The 15,849-nt window shown below is 64.9% G+C and carries 17 protein-coding genes; 13 read left to right on the top strand and 4 right to left on the bottom strand.

Annotation, left to right across the window (positions count from 1 at the left end; all coding sequences use genetic code 11):
* Positions 1 to 9: 9 nt before the first annotated feature.
* A complete protein-coding gene (locus DBO85_RS12120; RefSeq protein WP_108107534.1) occupies positions 10 to 1,728 on the bottom strand; it encodes a C13 family peptidase in 1,719 nt (572 codons plus the stop codon).
* 142 nt (positions 1,729 to 1,870) lie between these two features.
* Complete coding sequence (locus DBO85_RS12115; RefSeq protein WP_108107533.1) at positions 1,871 to 2,326, bottom strand: MaoC family dehydratase; 456 nt, start codon at positions 2,324 to 2,326, stop codon at positions 1,871 to 1,873.
* A 188-nt stretch (positions 2,327 to 2,514) separates the two neighbouring features.
* On the opposite strand from DBO85_RS12115, the gene DBO85_RS12110 reads away from it, so the two are divergent.
* From DBO85_RS12110 to DBO85_RS12100, 3 genes are read left to right on the top strand one after another with little or no spacing between them, the layout of a single operon-like run.
* Positions 2,515 to 2,877, top strand: coding sequence for a CidA/LrgA family protein (locus tag DBO85_RS12110; protein ID WP_108107532.1), 363 nt, complete (start codon positions 2,515 to 2,517; stop codon positions 2,875 to 2,877).
* Positions 2,874 to 3,590, top strand: a complete 717-nt coding sequence (locus DBO85_RS12105) for an LrgB family protein (RefSeq protein WP_108107531.1) — start codon at positions 2,874 to 2,876, stop codon at positions 3,588 to 3,590. The genes DBO85_RS12110 and DBO85_RS12105 overlap by 4 nt, the downstream gene beginning before the upstream one ends.
* An 11-nt stretch (positions 3,591 to 3,601) precedes the next feature.
* Positions 3,602 to 4,177 (top strand): LON peptidase substrate-binding domain-containing protein, encoded by a 576-nt coding sequence (locus tag DBO85_RS12100; protein ID WP_108107530.1) that lies wholly within the window; start codon positions 3,602 to 3,604, stop codon positions 4,175 to 4,177.
* Between the two features lie 7 nt (positions 4,178 to 4,184).
* On the opposite strand, the gene DBO85_RS12095 is transcribed toward DBO85_RS12100, so the two are convergent.
* Positions 4,185 to 5,501 (bottom strand): bifunctional DedA family/phosphatase PAP2 family protein, encoded by a 1,317-nt coding sequence (locus tag DBO85_RS12095; protein ID WP_108107529.1) that lies wholly within the window; start codon positions 5,499 to 5,501, stop codon positions 4,185 to 4,187.
* Positions 5,498 to 6,196 carry a DNA-3-methyladenine glycosylase gene (locus tag DBO85_RS12090; RefSeq protein WP_108107528.1) on the bottom strand — a complete coding sequence of 233 codons (699 nt, stop codon included), beginning with the start codon at positions 6,194 to 6,196 and terminating at the stop codon, positions 5,498 to 5,500. Before DBO85_RS12090 ends, DBO85_RS12095 begins: the two co-directional genes overlap by 4 nt.
* 119 nt (positions 6,197 to 6,315) lie before the next feature.
* On the opposite strand from DBO85_RS12090, the gene DBO85_RS12085 reads away from it, so the two are divergent.
* From DBO85_RS12085 to DBO85_RS12040, 10 genes are all read left to right on the top strand, one after another.
* Positions 6,316 to 7,581, top strand: a complete 1,266-nt coding sequence (locus DBO85_RS12085; RefSeq protein ID WP_108107527.1) for a glutamate-5-semialdehyde dehydrogenase — start codon at positions 6,316 to 6,318, stop codon at positions 7,579 to 7,581.
* A gap of 4 nt (positions 7,582 to 7,585) precedes the next feature.
* Positions 7,586 to 8,230 carry a nicotinate-nucleotide adenylyltransferase gene (gene nadD / locus DBO85_RS12080; RefSeq protein ID WP_108107526.1) on the top strand — a complete coding sequence of 215 codons (645 nt, stop codon included), beginning with the start codon at positions 7,586 to 7,588 and terminating at the stop codon, positions 8,228 to 8,230.
* Between the two features lie 37 nt (positions 8,231 to 8,267).
* Entirely contained in the window at positions 8,268 to 8,627 is a 360-nt protein-coding gene (gene rsfS, locus DBO85_RS12075; protein ID WP_108107629.1) for a ribosome silencing factor, read from the top strand.
* Between the two features lie 13 nt (positions 8,628 to 8,640).
* Complete coding sequence (gene rlmH / locus DBO85_RS12070) at positions 8,641 to 9,108, top strand: 23S rRNA (pseudouridine(1915)-N(3))-methyltransferase RlmH (RefSeq protein ID WP_108107525.1); 468 nt, start codon at positions 8,641 to 8,643, stop codon at positions 9,106 to 9,108.
* 15 nt (positions 9,109 to 9,123) lie between these two features.
* Positions 9,124 to 11,046 carry a penicillin-binding protein 2 gene (gene mrdA, locus DBO85_RS12065; RefSeq protein ID WP_108107524.1) on the top strand — a complete coding sequence of 641 codons (1,923 nt, stop codon included), beginning with the start codon at positions 9,124 to 9,126 and terminating at the stop codon, positions 11,044 to 11,046.
* 38 nt (positions 11,047 to 11,084) lie between these two features.
* A complete protein-coding gene (gene rodA, locus DBO85_RS12060) occupies positions 11,085 to 12,188 on the top strand; it encodes a rod shape-determining protein RodA (protein ID WP_177429771.1) in 1,104 nt (367 codons plus the stop codon).
* Positions 12,189 to 12,205: 17 nt separating this feature from the next.
* Positions 12,206 to 13,216, top strand: coding sequence for a lytic murein transglycosylase B (gene mltB / locus DBO85_RS12055; RefSeq protein ID WP_108107522.1), 1,011 nt, complete (start codon positions 12,206 to 12,208; stop codon positions 13,214 to 13,216).
* Complete coding sequence (locus DBO85_RS12050) at positions 13,216 to 14,202, top strand: septal ring lytic transglycosylase RlpA family protein (protein ID WP_108107521.1); 987 nt, start codon at positions 13,216 to 13,218, stop codon at positions 14,200 to 14,202. The genes mltB and DBO85_RS12050 overlap by 1 nt, the downstream gene beginning before the upstream one ends.
* 52 nt (positions 14,203 to 14,254) lie before the next feature.
* Positions 14,255 to 15,430 (top strand): D-alanyl-D-alanine carboxypeptidase family protein, encoded by a 1,176-nt coding sequence (locus DBO85_RS12045; RefSeq protein ID WP_108107520.1) that lies wholly within the window; start codon positions 14,255 to 14,257, stop codon positions 15,428 to 15,430.
* A gap of 126 nt (positions 15,431 to 15,556) precedes the next feature.
* Entirely contained in the window at positions 15,557 to 15,835 is a 279-nt protein-coding gene (locus DBO85_RS12040; RefSeq protein ID WP_108107519.1) for a DUF493 domain-containing protein, read from the top strand.
* The last annotated feature ends 14 nt before the right edge of the window (positions 15,836 to 15,849 follow it).

Raw genomic sequence — 15,849 nt, 5'->3', positions numbered from 1 at the left:
GCGCGAAGGTCATTTCGCGCTGTTATTCAGTGACAGGGCGCTGTCTTCGAGTGTCGTCTCTGGTTGCTGTGCGCGCCAGCTCTTCCATTGCGCCAGCACCGCGCGCGGTGCCCAGATCTGCGGTTCGGAGGCTGTCAGTTGCTCTTCTTCCTCCTGCTCTTCGACGCGGCTGCGGGCAATCTCGAAGGCGCGTTCCAGGTCGTCGGTCTGCTGCAGCGCCTCCGCCAGCAGGGCGCGGCCAAAATAGGTGAAGTCGTTGTCTTCGGCACAACCGAACGAGGTTCGGTCGGCGCGGGCGGCGGTCATCACCAGGGTGCGCTGATCCTTGAGCGGCGGGATGAAACCACCGGAGAAGCAGGCGGACACCACCAGCACCTTGTGCCGGTCGCGCAGCGGTTCGAGCATCCTTGCCAGCTCCTCTGCCGGCAGGCTGGCAAGGTTCAGGCGCGGCTGGGTCAACGACAGCTGGTGGTCCTCGCTGCCGTGGCTGGTCAGATAGATGAAGATCAAATCTTCCTTGCCGCTGCGTTCGGCCAGTGCCTGCAGCGCCCGGCGCAGGTTCTCGCGGGTGGCCATCGGCTTGTCATGCAGGTGATCGCGGTGGTTGATCAGGCTGATGTGGCCGCGGGCGGCGAGACGCTCGGCAAACAGTTGCTCGGCGTACTCGGCTTCGCGCATGAACACGCTCTGGCTGCCGTCGCCGGCCAGGCTCAGGCTGTAGAGCTCGATGGCGTCGGTGGAGAGAGGAACGGCCTCGATGGCCTGCTGCAGCAATTGGCCCTGTTCGAGCAGCGCCAGGTCCAGTGGGTCGGCCTGGTGCTCTCCCTCGGGATCGCGCAGCAACTGGTCGTTGTGCCAGAGACCTTGCTGACGCGAGCCATCGGCCAGGGTAAGGAGGCCGTCACCGTGGAACCGGCCGTAGTTGAACCGGCCGACGTAGACGCTCTGATCGGGGCGGGTGAGGCGGCCGGCGCCGTGGTAGCGCCAGCGGCGCAGCTCGCCCTGGTAGGTTTCGCCGTCACTGCCGTGATACTCGCCGGCGCCGCTTGCGGCACCCTCACGGAACTGCCCGCGCCAGACATCGCCACTGGCGCTCTCGTAGCGGCCCTCGCCATGAAAGCGATCAGCGCGAAAGCCTCCGGCGTAGTGGTCCCCTTCGGCGCTGCGGTAGCTACCCTTGCCCTCAAGCACTCCGTCGCGGAAGTTGCCGACGAACTGGTTGCCGGCGGCGTCGATGCGCACGCCCTGACCCTGCGCCACGCCCTTGATGAAATGACCGCGGTGGCTACTGCCATCAGGCATTTCCAGGCTGCCGTAGCCATGGTAGCGGTCCTTCTTGAATTCGCCCCGGTAGACGCTGCCAGCCTGGGTCAGGGTGCCTTCGCCATGCATCCGCGACTGGCGGAACTGGCCTTCGTAGCGGGTGCCGTCCTCGTAGATCAGTACGCCGCGACCATCGAACAGACCGGCGCGAAATTCGCCCACGTAGTGCTCGCCGAAGAGTCCGCGCCACTCGCCGTGGCCATCGGGTTGACCGTCCTTGAACTGCCCCTCGAACCAGGCGCCGCTGTCGTAATCCAGGCGCCCCGGTCCTTGCAGCAGGCCATCGACGACTTCGCCGCGGTAGCGCGAGCCGTCCGGCAGGCGTGCATCGGGAGGGGTGAGTGGCTCGCCTTCGGTGCAGGCACCGAGCAGCAGGGTGAGCAGCAGAGGGGCTAACGGGCGCATCGCGAGGCAGATCCTGGCCGGCGGGAGTATTGGCAGTATGCCGCAAGCTCATGGCGCTGGCAGGACGTCTCCATCACAACTTGATAGCAGTGGCGGCATGAAAAAGGGCGCCGCAGCGCCCCTTGTGCAACGTTCAGCTGGCTCAGGCAAAGCAGAGAGCCAACGCTTCGGCGATGTAGGCCGGCTTCTCCTGGCCTTCGATCTCCAGGGTCACCTTGCTCTTGAGCAGCCACTGTCCCGGGTTCTTCTCGGTCACTTCCAGCAGAGTCACCTGGGCGCGTACGCGTGAATCGACCTTTACCGGCTGGATGAAGCGGACGCTGTCCAGGCCGTAGTTGACGCCCATCTTCAGTCCTTCCGGCATCACCAGTAGCGGCGAGGTCAGCAGGGGGATCAGCGATAGCGACAGGTAGCCGTGGGCGATGGTGGTGCCGAAGGGTGTGAGCTTGGCTTTCTCCGGGTCGACGTGGATGAACTGGTGATCGCCGGTGCATTCGGCGAACTGGTTGATGCGGTTCTGATCGATGGTCAGCCACTCGGAGCGACCGAGATCCTTGCCGACGTAGCTTTTCAGTTCTGCTGCTGGGACGAAGGGCATGTTTCCTCCTGGGTTGTTGTTTTTGTGCGGTAAAGCGCGCCTGTAGATCAGCATGTGCATCCGGCAGGGTCAAGCGCGCTATCTGGCGCGAATGTCCGGCCATAGCCGGGAGCGTGCTTATAATGCCGGCAGCGCGGCGCGGTCGAAGGCGGATCGGGTCGCAGCGGGCTCGTCGTTCGGAGGTATGCATGTTGTTGCGCGGTCTCACCTGGCTGGTGGTTTTCCAGTTGCTTGGCACCTTGCTCAGTGTCCTGCTGTTGCCGCAGCTGCCCGGTCCGATTCTCGGCATGCTGTTGCTGCTGTTCTTCCTGATGCTGCGTGGCCGGGTGGGCGAACCCTTGGCCGAGGCTTCGACCAATCTGCTGCGTTACCTGCCCTTGATGCTGGTGCCGCCGGCCACCGCGGTGATGTTGCATGTCGATCTGATTGCCCGGGAAATCTGGGCCATCGCTGGCGCTCTGGTCGGCTCGGTGCTGTTGTCGATGGCCTTGACCGGCTGGCTGATGCAGCGTCTGATCGAGCGTCAGGCGCGCCGTCGGGGTGAGCCATGAGCCTCGACTGGCAGGCGGCCTGGCAGGCGCTGGTCGGACACCCGCTGTTCGGTTTTGCCCTGACCCTGTGCGCCTACCAGCTGTCCCTGGCGCTGTACGAGAAGACCCGCTGGGTCGTACTGCAGCCGGTATTGCTGTCCATCATTCTGGTCATCGCGAGCCTGTGGGCGCTGGGTATCGGTTTCGACGAGTACCGCGCCAGCAGCGAGCTGCTCACGCTGCTGCTGGGTCCGACCACGGTGGCGCTGGCGGTGCCGCTTTATTTGAATCTGCGCAGAATCCGCCAGCTGTTCTGGCCGGTGCTGCTGACGCTGGTCTGTGGTGGAGTGGCCGCCACGGTCTTCGGCGTCGGCCTGGGTTGGATGCTGGGCGCGGAGGAAGGTGTGCTGCGCAGCATGGCGGCAAAGTCCGCGACCACCCCGATCGCCATGCTGGTGACGGAACAGATTGGTGGCATCGCCGCACTGGCAGCGGTGTTCGTGATGGTCACCGGCGTGCTCGGCGGCATCTTCGGCCCTGAACTGCTGCGCCTGCTGGGCGTCACCCACCCGGCCGCGGTCGGCATGGCGCTGGGCATCAACGCCCACGCCGTGGGCACCTCGCGCGCGCTCGGTGAGGGCGAGGAGTGCGGCGCCTTTTCCGCGCTGGCGATGAGTCTCACGGGCGCCTGCATCGCCCTGTTCCTGCCGTTGGCGGCGGCACTGATCAGCTGAAGGAGGTGTGCATGCTGCCGTTGTTTCCGCTGGACACAGTGCTGTTCCCCGGTTGCCGCCTGGATCTGCAGATATTCGAACCGCGCTACCTGGACATGATCAGCGGCTGCCTGCGCCGCGATCAGGGCTTTGGCGTGGTGGCGATCCTCGAAGGGCGTGAAGTCGGCGCAGCGCCGGATCGGCTCGCAAGCGTCAACTGTGAAGCGCGGGTGGTCGACTGGCAGCAGCGGCCGAACGGCCTGCTCGGAATTCGCGTGGAGGGTGCCCGGCGCTTTGCCGTGCGGACCTTGCAGGTGGCGGATAACCAGGCCGTCAGCGCCGAGGTGGAGTGGCTGTCGGAGCCGGCGGACCAGCCAGCCGGGGTCGAGCACGCCGAGCTGCAGGCGCTGCTTGCCGCGCTGATCGAACACCCGCTGGTGGTGGATCTGGGGCTGGACGAGCCGGTGAGCGGTCGACAGTTGCTGGCGGACCGGCTCGCCTACCTCTTGCCGCTGGAGCGTGCGCAGAAACTCGAGCTACTGGCCGAGCTGGATGCCTCGCGGCGGCTGCGGCAGATTGCCGAGTGGGTGGCGCTGCTGCAGGAATGAGATCGTCTCAGTAGCGATACAGCTGCATCGCCTCGCTCAGCGCCCAGAGCGAAAAGCCGCCGATCAGCGCCAGGCAGCCGGGTGCCACTATCCACCAGCTGCGCGCAGGCAGGGCCGGCAGGGGCGCGCGGGTCTGCACCAGCAGCAGGCTGGCAGCGCAGAAGAATACCGCCAGCAGCGCGCCACCGATGACGTCGGTCGGCCAGTGCACGCCCAGATACACGCGGGAGAGGGCGATGGCGCCGGCAGGCAGGCTCGCGAGCAGAAACCAGGTGATGCGCCAGCGGGCCGGCTGACCGCGCCCGGCCAGTGCGCCAAGGGTCAGGCAGAACGCGAAGGCGGCCGAGGCGTGGCCGCTGGGGAAGCTGTAGCTGCTCAGGGGTTCGACCAGAATTTCCGGCCGCAGGCGGGCAAAGAACTGCTTGAGCGTGCCGTTGGCCAGTGCGGTGCCGAGCAGGGTGCAGACGGCGAAGACCGCGGCGCGCCACTGGCGCAGCAGGCTCAGCAGGGTTACCAGCAGGACGGCGGCGGCCAGCTGGGTGCGGTAGTCGCCGAGCCGGGTGAGAAACACCATGGCCTCGTCCAGGCGTTTGTGGCGCCCTTCCTGTACCAGCGTCAGCAGGCCGGTATCCAGTTCGAGCATCCACTGCCAGCCGAACAGCAGCGCGACCAGGATAGCCAGCGCCAGGCCGCAGGTCAGGGCGGTGGCGTGGCGCCACTCGCGGGAGCTGGCCCAGACGCTCGCACCGATCAGCGTTGCGAGCAGGCCGGCGGCGATGGCGGCCTCCGGCCAGAAGCCTTCCGGTAGCGGCAGGCGCAGGGCCGCCCCGGCAGCCCAGCCCGGCATGACGTAGGCGATCGCCCAACCGGCTGAGGCCAGCAGGCTGATCAGCAGAAAGCGCAGGAAGGGCATGTCGAGCATGCCGGCAACCATCGGCAGGATCGGTCGCAGCGGACCGATGTAGCGCCCGATCAGCAGGCTGACGCCGCCGTACTCGCGGAAATACAGCTCGGCGCGGGCGATCCATTCCGGGTGTTTGCGCAGCAGCGGCAGGCGGCGGATGTTCTGGTGGAAGTGCCGACCCAGCAGGTAGGACAGCAGATCGCCGGTCAGTCCGCCGAAATAGGCCAGCAGCATGGTTTCGCCCAGGCCCAGCGTACCGCTGCCGGCAAGCATGGTGACGGCGAACAGCAGCACCGTTCCGGGGACCAGGATGCCGGCAATGGCCAGGCATTCGAGGCAGGCGATCAGGAAAATGGCCAGCCCCAGCCATTGTGGGTGGGCGCCGAGCCAGAGGGTCAGGCTGTCCAGCCATGCACTCATGCGCACGCTTCCAGTATTCGATAGTCGCGGTTTTCGACCTGACCGCGGCGAAGTGGGTTCCGGGTACAGCAGGCCGCGTATTCGGCGTCGACGAAACGATAGGGCAGATGTTCGTCGCGGCCGGCTGGAATGCCCAGGCGGGTGGTCTGGATGATTCTCTCGGGCCGGATGCCACAGTCCTCGACGAAGAGTCGCTGCCAGTTGAAGCGCTCTGCATCCCAGCTGGGCACCTTCAGGCCCAGTGCCCGACACAGCAGCGTCTGCCCGGCGCACAGGCGCGCCAGCGGACGCGGTGCGCCAGTGGCGTCGGGGTTGTTGCGCTGCATCAGCGCCAGGCTTTGCGGGCCGGAGACAGCGTCCTGCCAGGGGTGGCCGGATTTGATCAGCACGGCGTTGCCCGGCCCTTCGGCGCTGAAGTTCAGCGAATCGCCGCCGCGGGCGTAGTACATGTAGATGTGCCCGCCCGGCAGGAACAGCGCGCGGCGCTTGAACGTATAACCGAGCGAGGCATGGCTGCCCTTTTCTGCGGCGTAGTAGGCCTCGGTCTCGATGATTCGCGCGCTCAGCCACAAGTCGCCCTGGCGATGGCGAATCACCTTGCCGAGGAGCTCGCGGGCGACCTGTTGGGCGTCGCGGTCGAAGAAGTGGTCGTCGAGAGGTCTGGCGCCGGGCCAGGGTGGGCTGGGTTCGATCATTGCGGCCTCCTGACGGGCGATCATAGCAAGGTCGTCGCTTACTGCCGCGCGCCGCTGGGCGTGGGGCCGGCGCATCGCTATAATCAGCCGCTTTCCCTGCCGCCGTCGGAAGCGCCCGAATGACCGAATCCGTGCACGACTACATGAATCGCCTGGGCCGTGCCGCCCGCGAGGCTTCGCGGGTGGTCGCCCGTGCCAGCACCGCGCAGAAGAATCGGGCCCTGCAGGCCGCCGCCGCCGCGCTCGATGCGGCGCGCGAGGAGCTGGCCGAGGCCAACCGCAAGGATCTGGAAAACGGTCGCGGCAATGGTCTCGACGAAGCCATGCTCGACCGCCTGGCGCTGACCCCGGCGCGTATCGACGACATGATCGAAGGCCTGCGCCAGGTTGCCAGCCTGGCCGACCCGATCGGCGAGATTCGCGACATGCGCTACCTGCCCTCGGGCATCCAGGTCGGCAAGATGCGCGTGCCGCTGGGGGTGATCGGCATCATCTACGAGTCGCGGCCGAACGTGACCATCGATGCCGCCAGCCTGTGCCTGAAGTCCGGCAATGCGACCATCCTGCGTGGAGGCTCCGAAGCCATCCATTCCAACCAGGCGATTGCCCGCTGCATCCAGCTGGGTCTGGCCGAGGCAGGTCTGCCGGCCGCCGCGGTGCAGGTGGTGGAGACCACCGACCGCGAAGCCGTTGGCCGCCTGATCAGCATGCCCGAGTACGTCGACGTGATAGTGCCGCGCGGCGGCAAGAGCCTGATCGAGCGCATCAGCCGGGATGCCCGGGTGCCGGTGATCAAGCATCTGGATGGCGTCTGCCACGTGTATATCGACGAGGCGGCCGACCTGGACAAGGCGATCCGCGTCGCCGACAACGCCAAGACCCAGCGCTACGCCCCGTGCAACACCATGGAGACGCTGCTGGTCGATGCCGCCATCGCCGAGCGCGTGCTGCCGCCGCTGGCGACGATCTACCACGACAAGGGCGTCGAGCTGCGTGGCTGCGAGCGCACCTGCGCGCTGCTCGGCGGTGCCGTCACGGCTGCGGTCGAGGACGACTGGTTCGCCGAGTACAACGCGCCGATCCTGGCGATCCGCATTGTCGACTCGCTGGATGCGGCCATCGAGCACATCAATCACTATGGCTCGCATCACACCGATGCCATCGTCACCGAGAACTTCACCCGCGCGCGGCGCTTCCTCACCGAAGTCGACTCCAGTTCGGTGATGGTCAATGCCTCGACGCGCTTTGCCGACGGCTTCGAATACGGCCTCGGTGCGGAGATCGGCATCTCCACCGACAAGCTGCATGCGCGCGGGCCGGTCGGGCTGGAAGGCCTGACCAGCGAGAAGTACGTGGTCTTCGGCGACGGTCACATACGTACATGAGCCGATGAGCAGACGCATCGGGGTTCTCGGTGGCACCTTCAATCCGGTGCACATCGGTCATCTGCGCTCGGCGCTGGAGGTGGCGGAGGAGTTCGCCTTCGACGAGCTGCGTCTGATCCCCAGTGCCCGGCCGCCGCACCGCGACGCGCCGGCGGTTTCCGCGGAGGATCGTCTGGCTCTGGTGCGTCTGGCGGTGGAAGGGATCGAACTGCTGCAGGTCGACGACCGCGAGCTGCAGCGGGAGCGACCGTCCTACAGCATCGAGACCCTCGAGTCGCTGCGTGCCGAGCTCGGCAGCGAGGTGCAGCTGTTCCTCCTGCTCGGTTGGGACGCCTACTGCGGCCTGCCGAGCTGGCACCGCTGGCAGGAGCTGCTCGATTATTGCCACATCCTGGTATTGCAGCGGCCGGATGCCGACAGCGAGGCGCCCGAGGCGCTGCGCGATCTGCAGGCGGCGCGCAGCGTCGCCGATCCGCAGTCCATGAGTGGACCTTGCGGGGAAATTTCCTTCGTCTGGCAGACGCCCCTGGCGATCTCCGCCACGCGTATCCGCCAATTGCTGGCGAGCAACCGTTCGGTCCGATTCCTGGTACCCGACGCAGTGCTGGCCTATATCAACGCGCACGGGCTATACCGTGCCACATCCTGAATACGAGGCAGACCCTTTCCCCATGCAGAACCAAAAGATGACCAGTGAAGAACTGGTAGAGCTCGCGATCTTCGCGCTCGAAGACGTCAAGGCGCAGGACATCGCCACCATCGATGTGCGCGGCAAGACCAGCATCACCGACTACATGCTGATCGCCACCGGCAGTTCCAGCCGGCACGTCAAGTCGCTCGCCGACAACGTGCTGGAGAAGGTCAAGGAGAAGGGTGTGCGGCCGATCGGCAGTGAAGGCCTGGATGGCGGCGAGTGGGCCCTGCTCGACCTCGGCGACGTGGTGGTGCACGTGATGCAGTCGGCCACCCGGCAGTTCTACGATCTCGAGCGCCTCTGGCAGGGCGCCGAGCAGAGCCGCGCCCAGCACGCCCCCGACGGCGAGTGAGCAAGGCCTGGCTATGCGCCTGCGTCTGATCGCGGTCGGTTCGCGCATGCCGCGCTGGGTCGAAGACGGCTGGCAGGAATACGCCAAGCGGTTGCCGGCGGAGTTGCCGCTGGAGCTGGTCGAGATTCCGCTGAGCACGCGTGGCAAGAACGCCGATCTCACCCGACTGATCCGTCAGGAGGGCGAGGCGATGCTGGCCAAGGTGCAGCCGGGCGAGCGCATCGTCACCCTGGAGGTGACGGGCAAGCCCTGGAGTACCGAGCAACTGGCGGCCGAGCTGTCGCGCTGGCGGCTGGATGCGCGCAACGTCAACCTGATGGTCGGCGGCCCGGAAGGGCTGGCGCCGGAAGTCTGCGCGCGCAGCGAGCAGCGCTGGTCACTGTCGCCACTGACCCTGCCGCATCCGCTGGTGCGGATACTGCTGGGTGAGCAGATCTATCGCGCCTGGACACTGTTGTCCGGGCACCCCTATCACAAGTAGCAGTAGCGCCCACCCATGCCGCAGCCGATCCGCCTGAAGGACCACGAACGCGACGCCCGCCTGGTGCGGCGGCGGGTGTTCGTCGGTGCCGTGGCCGTGCTGCTGCTGACGATGCTGCTGGTCTGCTGGATGTATTACCTGCAGGTGGTGCAGCACGAGTACCACTCGACGCTGGCGGAGAACAACCGCATCCATGTGCAGCCGATTCCGCCGACCCGTGGGCTGATCTTCGACCGCAATGGCGTCGTCATCGCCGACAACCGGCCCAGCTTCAGCCTCACCGTGACCCGCGAGCGGGCCGGCGACTGGCTGCATGTGCTGGACGAGCTGGTGGCGATCCTTGAGCTGAGTCCGGAGGATCGGGCGTTGTTCGAGAAGCGCGTGCGCCAGGGGCGGCGACCGTTCGAGCCGGTGCCGATCCTGTTCGAATTGAGCGAGGAACAGATTGCCCGGGTAGCGGTGAACCAGTTCCGCCTGCCGGGCGTCGAGGTGGCTGCGCAGCTGGTGCGCCACTATCCGCAGAGGGAGCACTTCGCCCATTCGGTCGGTTATGTCGGACGGATCAACGAGCAGGAGCTGAAGAACCTCGATCCGGTCGATTACAGCGGCACCCACCACATCGGCAAGACCGGGGTAGAGAAGTTCTACGAGGATCTGCTGCACGGTGGGGTCGGCTACGAGGAGGTCGAGACCAACGCGCGTGGGCGGGTTCTGCGGGTGCTCAATCGTACCGATCCGCAGCCGGGCAAGGATCTGACCCTGCATCTGGATCTGCATCTGCAGGAGGCGGCCGAGAAGGCGCTGGGCGGCAGGCGTGGTGCGGTGATTGCCATCGACCCGGCAACCGGCGGGGTGTTGGCGATGGTCAGCCAACCCAGTTTCAACCCCAACCTGTTCGTCACCGGTATCAGCTTCAAGGACTACGCCGATCTGCGCGATTCGATCGACCGGCCGCTGTACAACCGTGTGCTGCGTGGTCTGTATCCGCCGGGCTCGACGATCAAGCCGCTGGTGGCGCTGGCCGGGCTGGATAGCGGTGTGGTCAATCGCAGTACGCGGGTATTCGATCCCGGTTTCTATCAACTGCCCAATCACAGTCACAAGTATCGCAACTGGAATCGCAACGGCGACGGCTGGGTCGACATGGAGCTCGCCGTGCAACGCTCCAACGACACCTATTTCTATGACCTGGCAAACAAGCTGGGGATCGATCGTATGCATAGCTATCTGTCCTCCTTCGGCATCGGTCAGCGGGTGTCCCTGGACATGTTCGAGGAGTCCGAGGGGCTGATGCCTTCGCGCGAGTGGAAGCGAACCAATCGTCGGCAGCCCTGGTATCCGGGGGAGACGCTGATCACCGGGATCGGCCAGGGTTTCATGCTGACCACGCCGCTTCAGCTTGCCCAGTCCATGGCGCTGGTGGCCAATCGCGGGCAGTGGCGGCGCCCGCGGCTGCTGAAAAATGCCGACGGCATGAGTCCGGAGGAGCTGATCGCCCACGAGCTGCTGGAGGATCGCCCGGTGCCGGACGACCTTCGTCTGCGCGATCCGCAGATCTGGGACCAGGTCACCCACGACATGGAAATGGTCATGCATGGTCCGCGCGGTACCGCGCGCAAGGTCGGTGATGCCGCGGTCTACCGTATCGCCGGCAAGAGCGGCACGGCCCAGGTAGTCGCTATCCGCCAGGGCGAGAAGTACGACCGCAGCAAGGTCCAGGAGCGGCATCGTGACCACGCGCTGTTCGTGGCCTTTGCTCCCGCACAAAACCCGCGCATCGCCGTGGCTGTGATGGTCGAGAACGGCGAGTCCGGTTCCGGCGTTGCTGCACCCGTGGTCAAGCAGGTGATGGATGCCTGGTTGCTGGGGCCCGATGGGCAGCTAAAGCCCGAGTACCGTTTCAATGAGCCGGTTAGCTTGCCGGGGGCCTCGCAATGAACGGCAACTTCGACCGCAACCTGTCCAGCGAAGACGTGCTGCGTCGTCGCTCCAGCCTGTTGCAGCGCCTGCACATCGACGGTGTGTTGCTGTTGCTGTTGCTGTTGCTGGCGGTGGGCAGCCTGTTCATTCTCTACTCCGCCAGCGGCAAGAACTGGGATCTGTTGATCAAGCAGGCGACGTCTTTCAGCGTCGGTCTGGTGGTGATGCTGGTCATCGCCCAGTTCGATCCGCGCTTCATGTCGCGCTGGGTGCCGCTGGCCTATGGCGGTGGGGTGGCGCTGCTGGTCGCTGTGGAACTCATCGGGCATACCGCAATGGGGGCGACGCGCTGGATCAACATTCCCGGGGTGATCCGCTTTCAGCCGTCGGAGATGATGAAGATCGTCATGCCGATGACCATTGCCTGGTACCTGGCCAGCCGCTCGCTGCCGCCGCGTTTCAAGCACATCGTGATCAGTCTGGCGCTGATCCTGGTGCCGGTGGCACTGATCCTCAAGCAGCCGGACCTGGGCACCTCGCTGCTGATTCTCGCCTCGGGCATGTTCGTGCTGTTTGTTGCCGGCCTGCGCTGGCGCTGGATCATCGGCGCAGTGGCGGCGGCGGTGCCGATCGCCGTGGCGATGTGGTTCTTCGTCATGCACGACTACCAGAAGCGCCGGGTGCTGACGTTCCTGGATCCGGAAAGCGATCCGCTCGGTGCCGGCTGGAACATCATCCAGTCCAAGGCGGCCATCGGCTCCGGCGGGGTGTTCGGCAAAGGCTGGCTGATGGGCACCCAGTCGCACCTGGACTTCTTGCCGGAGAGTCACACGGACTTCATCATCGCGGTGCTCGGCGAAGAGTTCGGCCTGGTCGGGATCTGCCTGCTGCTGTTTCTCTATCTGCTGCTGATCGGTCGTGGGTTGTTCATCACGGTGCGGGCGCAGACGCTGTTCGGCAAGCTGCTCGCAGGCAGTCTGACGATGACGTTTTTTGTGTATGTGTTTGTCAATATCGGCATGGTCAGTGGGCTATTGCCGGTGGTGGGGGTACCATTGCCCTTCATCAGTTATGGCGGCACCTCGTTGGTGACGCTGCTGTCTGGATTCGGGATCCTGATGGCAATTCATACCCATAAAAAATGGATTACACAGGTTTGATCGGGGCAATGACTTCAATGCATCGACTGCGTGGCTGGGCTGCTCGCTCTGTTCGCTGGGCCGGCCTTGCCGGCGCGCTGGGGGTTGTACTGCCGCTGCAGGCGGCCGACTACCAGAATTCACCCCTGGTCGAGGAGTTCGTCGCGGAGATGACCCGTGACCATGGCTTCGCCGCGGAGCAATTGCTTGAGGTCTTCGCCAAGGTGGAGCGCAAGCAGTTGATTCTCGACGCCATCTCGCGACCGGCGGAGAAGGTCAAGCCGTGGAAGGACTACCGGCCGATCTTCATCACCGACTCGCGCATTTCGCGTGGCGTGGATTTCTGGCGACAGCATGAAGCGGCGCTCACTCGTGCCGAGCAGGAATATGGCGTGCCGCCGCAGGTGATCGTCTCGATCATCGGCGTGGAAACCTTCTACGGTGGCAACACCGGCAGCTACCGGGTGGTCGATGCGCTGTCCACGCTGGCCTTCGACTACCCGCCGCGCGCGCCCTTCTTTCGTCAGCAGCTGCGCGAGTTCTTCCTGCTGGCGCGCGAGGAACAGCTCGATCCGCTCAGTCTGAAGGGCTCCTACGCCGGTGCCATGGGCCTGCCGCAGTTCATGCCGAGCAGCTTCCGCGCCTATGCGGTGGATTTCGATGGTGACGGTCATATCGATATCTGGAACAACCCCACCGATGCGATCGGCAGCGTTGCCAGCTACTTCAAGCACCATGGCTGGACTGCCGGGCAGCAGGTGGTCAGTCGTGCCAAGGTCCGCGGCGACAAGGTCGACGAGGGCCTCACCGAAGGTATCGAGCCGGTGCGGACCGTCGGTGACCTGCGTGCCTTGGGCTGGTCGAGCCAGGATGCCCTGCGTGACGACCAGGCAGTGACCGCCTTCCGCCTGCAGGCGGAAGATGGCGACCAGTACTGGTTCGGCCTGCAGAACTTCTACGCCATCACCCGCTACAACCGCAGCTTCATGTATGCAATGGCGGTCCATCAGCTCTCCGAGCTGCTGGTCAAGGCGAAGGATTCCAAGTGATGTCGCCGTTCAAGCTCAAACCTCTACTGGTCCTCGCCAGCCTGGCACTGCTGGTGAGCTGCACTACCCAGCGCGCGCCGCAGCCGACCGAGCCGGTGCGGGCCGGTGGACCGATCTCCGGGCCCGGCAGCTATGCCCGCCCCAGCCGCGATGGCGCACCCTGGTGGGACATAGACGTTTCGCGCATTCCCGACGCCGTGCCGATGCCGCATACCGGCAACTACAAGGCCAGTCCTTACACGGTGCTGGGCAAGACCTATTACCCGATCCAGGACTCGCGCAACTACCAGGCGGTGGGCACTGCCTCCTGGTACGGCACCAAGTTCCATGGCCAGGCCACTGCCAACGGCGAGGCCTATGACCTCTATGGCATGACGGCTGCGCACAAGACCCTGCCACTGCCAAGTTACGTGCGTGTCACCAACCTGGATAACGGCCTGAGCGTGATCCTGCGCGTCAATGATCGCGGACCATTCTATTCGGACCGGATCATCGACCTGTCCTTCGCTGCGGCGAAGAAGCTCAATTTTGCCGAGCATGGCACCGCGCGGGTCAAGGTCGAAGGTATAGACCCGCAGCGCTGGTGGGCGCAACAGGGACGGCAGGTTCCGTCGCCGCTGATGTTGACCCAGCCCAAGCAGGCCGCTCCACAGCCTGTGGTCGAGCAGTACACCCCACCGCCGGCACAGCACGCCGCCGCGGTGCTGCCGAGCGAAATCGACTCAAAAAAAAACGCTTCTGTACCAGCGTCTGGCCTGTATCTCCAGGTCGGAGCCTTCGCCAACCCGGACGCTGCCGAACTCCTCAAGGCCAAGTTGAGCAGCTCGTTCAATGCCCCTGTCTTCATCAGTTCGGTGGTCCGCGACCAGCAGATACTGCATCGCGTGCGGCTGGGGCCGATCGGAACTCAGGATGAGGCCCTGCGTCTGCAGGACAGTGTTCGCCTGGCGAACCTTGGCCACCCCTCGTTGGTGAACGTCGATTAATGGTTCGCGCCCTCGTCGGTGCGACCGTCACCCATAAGTCCCAGAGATTCTGATGAACATTACCTGCCTTGCTCGTCGCTGTTTCCTTTCCCTTTCGCTGCTGGTCGCGCCGGTGGCGCTGGCCTCCACGACCATCGTGCCGGCACCGCCGCAACTGGCCGCCAAGTCATATGTCCTGATGGACGCCGCGAGCGGCAATGTCCTGGTCGAAAACAATGGCGACCAGCGCCTGCCGCCGGCCAGCCTGACCAAATTGATGACGGCCTATATCGCTACCCTGGAAATTCGTCGTGGCAAGATCGGCGAACAGGACATGGTGCCGATCAGCGAACACGCCTGGCGCACCGGTGGTGCTGCTTCCGGTGGCTCGACCATGTTCCTGCCGCTGAACAGCCAGGCCTCCGTCGATGATCTGCTGCACGGCGTAATCATCCAGTCCGGCAACGACGCCAGTATCGCCTTGGCCGAGTACATTGCCGGCAGCGAGGACGCTTTCGCCGACATGATGAATGCCACTGCCCAGAAGCTGGGCATGAAGAACAGCCACTTCATGAACTCCACCGGCCTGCCGCACCCGGAGCATTACTCCAGTGCCCACGACATGGCCATCCTCGCGCGGGCGATCATCCAGGAAGACCAGGAACACTATGCGATCTACTCGCAGAAGGAGTTCGTCTGGAACGATATCAAGCAGAGCAATCGCAACCTCCTGCTGTGGCGCGACAGCACCGTTGACGGACTCAAGACCGGCCATACCGAGGAAGCGGGATACTGCCTGGTGGCGTCTGCAAAGCGTGACAACGCGCGGATGATCACCTCGGTATTCGGCACCGACAGCGAGAAGGTTCGCGCTGCCGAGACTCAGAAACTGCTGACCTATGGCTTCCGCTTCTTCGAAACGCGCAAGCTGCGCGACAAGGGCGTCGAGCTGACCCGCGCAACGGTCTGGAAAGGCCAGGCGTCTGATGTTCCGGCCGGTCTCGCCGAAGACATGATTCTGACCCTGCCGCGCGGCCAGGCCGACAAGCTGGAAGCGACCATGCAGGTCCAGCCGGAACTGGTTGCGCCGATCAGTGCCGGGCAGGTGATCGGCAAGGTCGAGGTCCGTAACGGCGAGCAGTTGGTCCACAGCGCTGATCTGGTCGCCCTGAGTGCGGTCGAAGAGGCCGGTTTCTTCGGTCGCCTGTGGGACAGCATCAAGATGTTCTTCCTCGGGCTGTTCAGCTGAAGTAGAGGGCTTCAGGCCCCGGCGCCTGGGCGGCTTGTTTTTTTGCCAGCCGCCCTCATCTAGGCTGCACTGCCAGCCAGGCGTCGATTTCGACCCACAGTCAGCAAGGGCGAGGCCCGCAACTGCATGAGCGATAGCCAAGTAAATCCTCCGAAAATCGAATTTCCCTGCCCGCGCTATCCGATCAAGGTGGTCGGCGATGCCGGTGAGGATTTCCGCGAACTGGTGATCGAGGTCGTCCAGCGTCACGCGCCGGATCTGGATACCACCAGCCTGGTGGTGCGCGAAAGCAGCAAGGGCCGCTTCGTCTCCGTGCAGGTGCTGATCACCGCCACCGGGGTCGATCAGCTGCAGGCGATTCATGTCGACCTGCGTGCCACTGGCCGCGTGCATATGGTGCTCTGACACGACGAGGAATC

This window comes from Pseudomonas mangrovi, assembly GCF_003052585.1.
GTDB lineage: Bacteria > Pseudomonadota > Gammaproteobacteria > Pseudomonadales > Pseudomonadaceae > Aquipseudomonas > Aquipseudomonas mangrovi.
The sequence above is the reverse complement of the archived record's forward strand: the minus strand, read 5'-3'. Positions and strand labels throughout refer to the sequence as shown.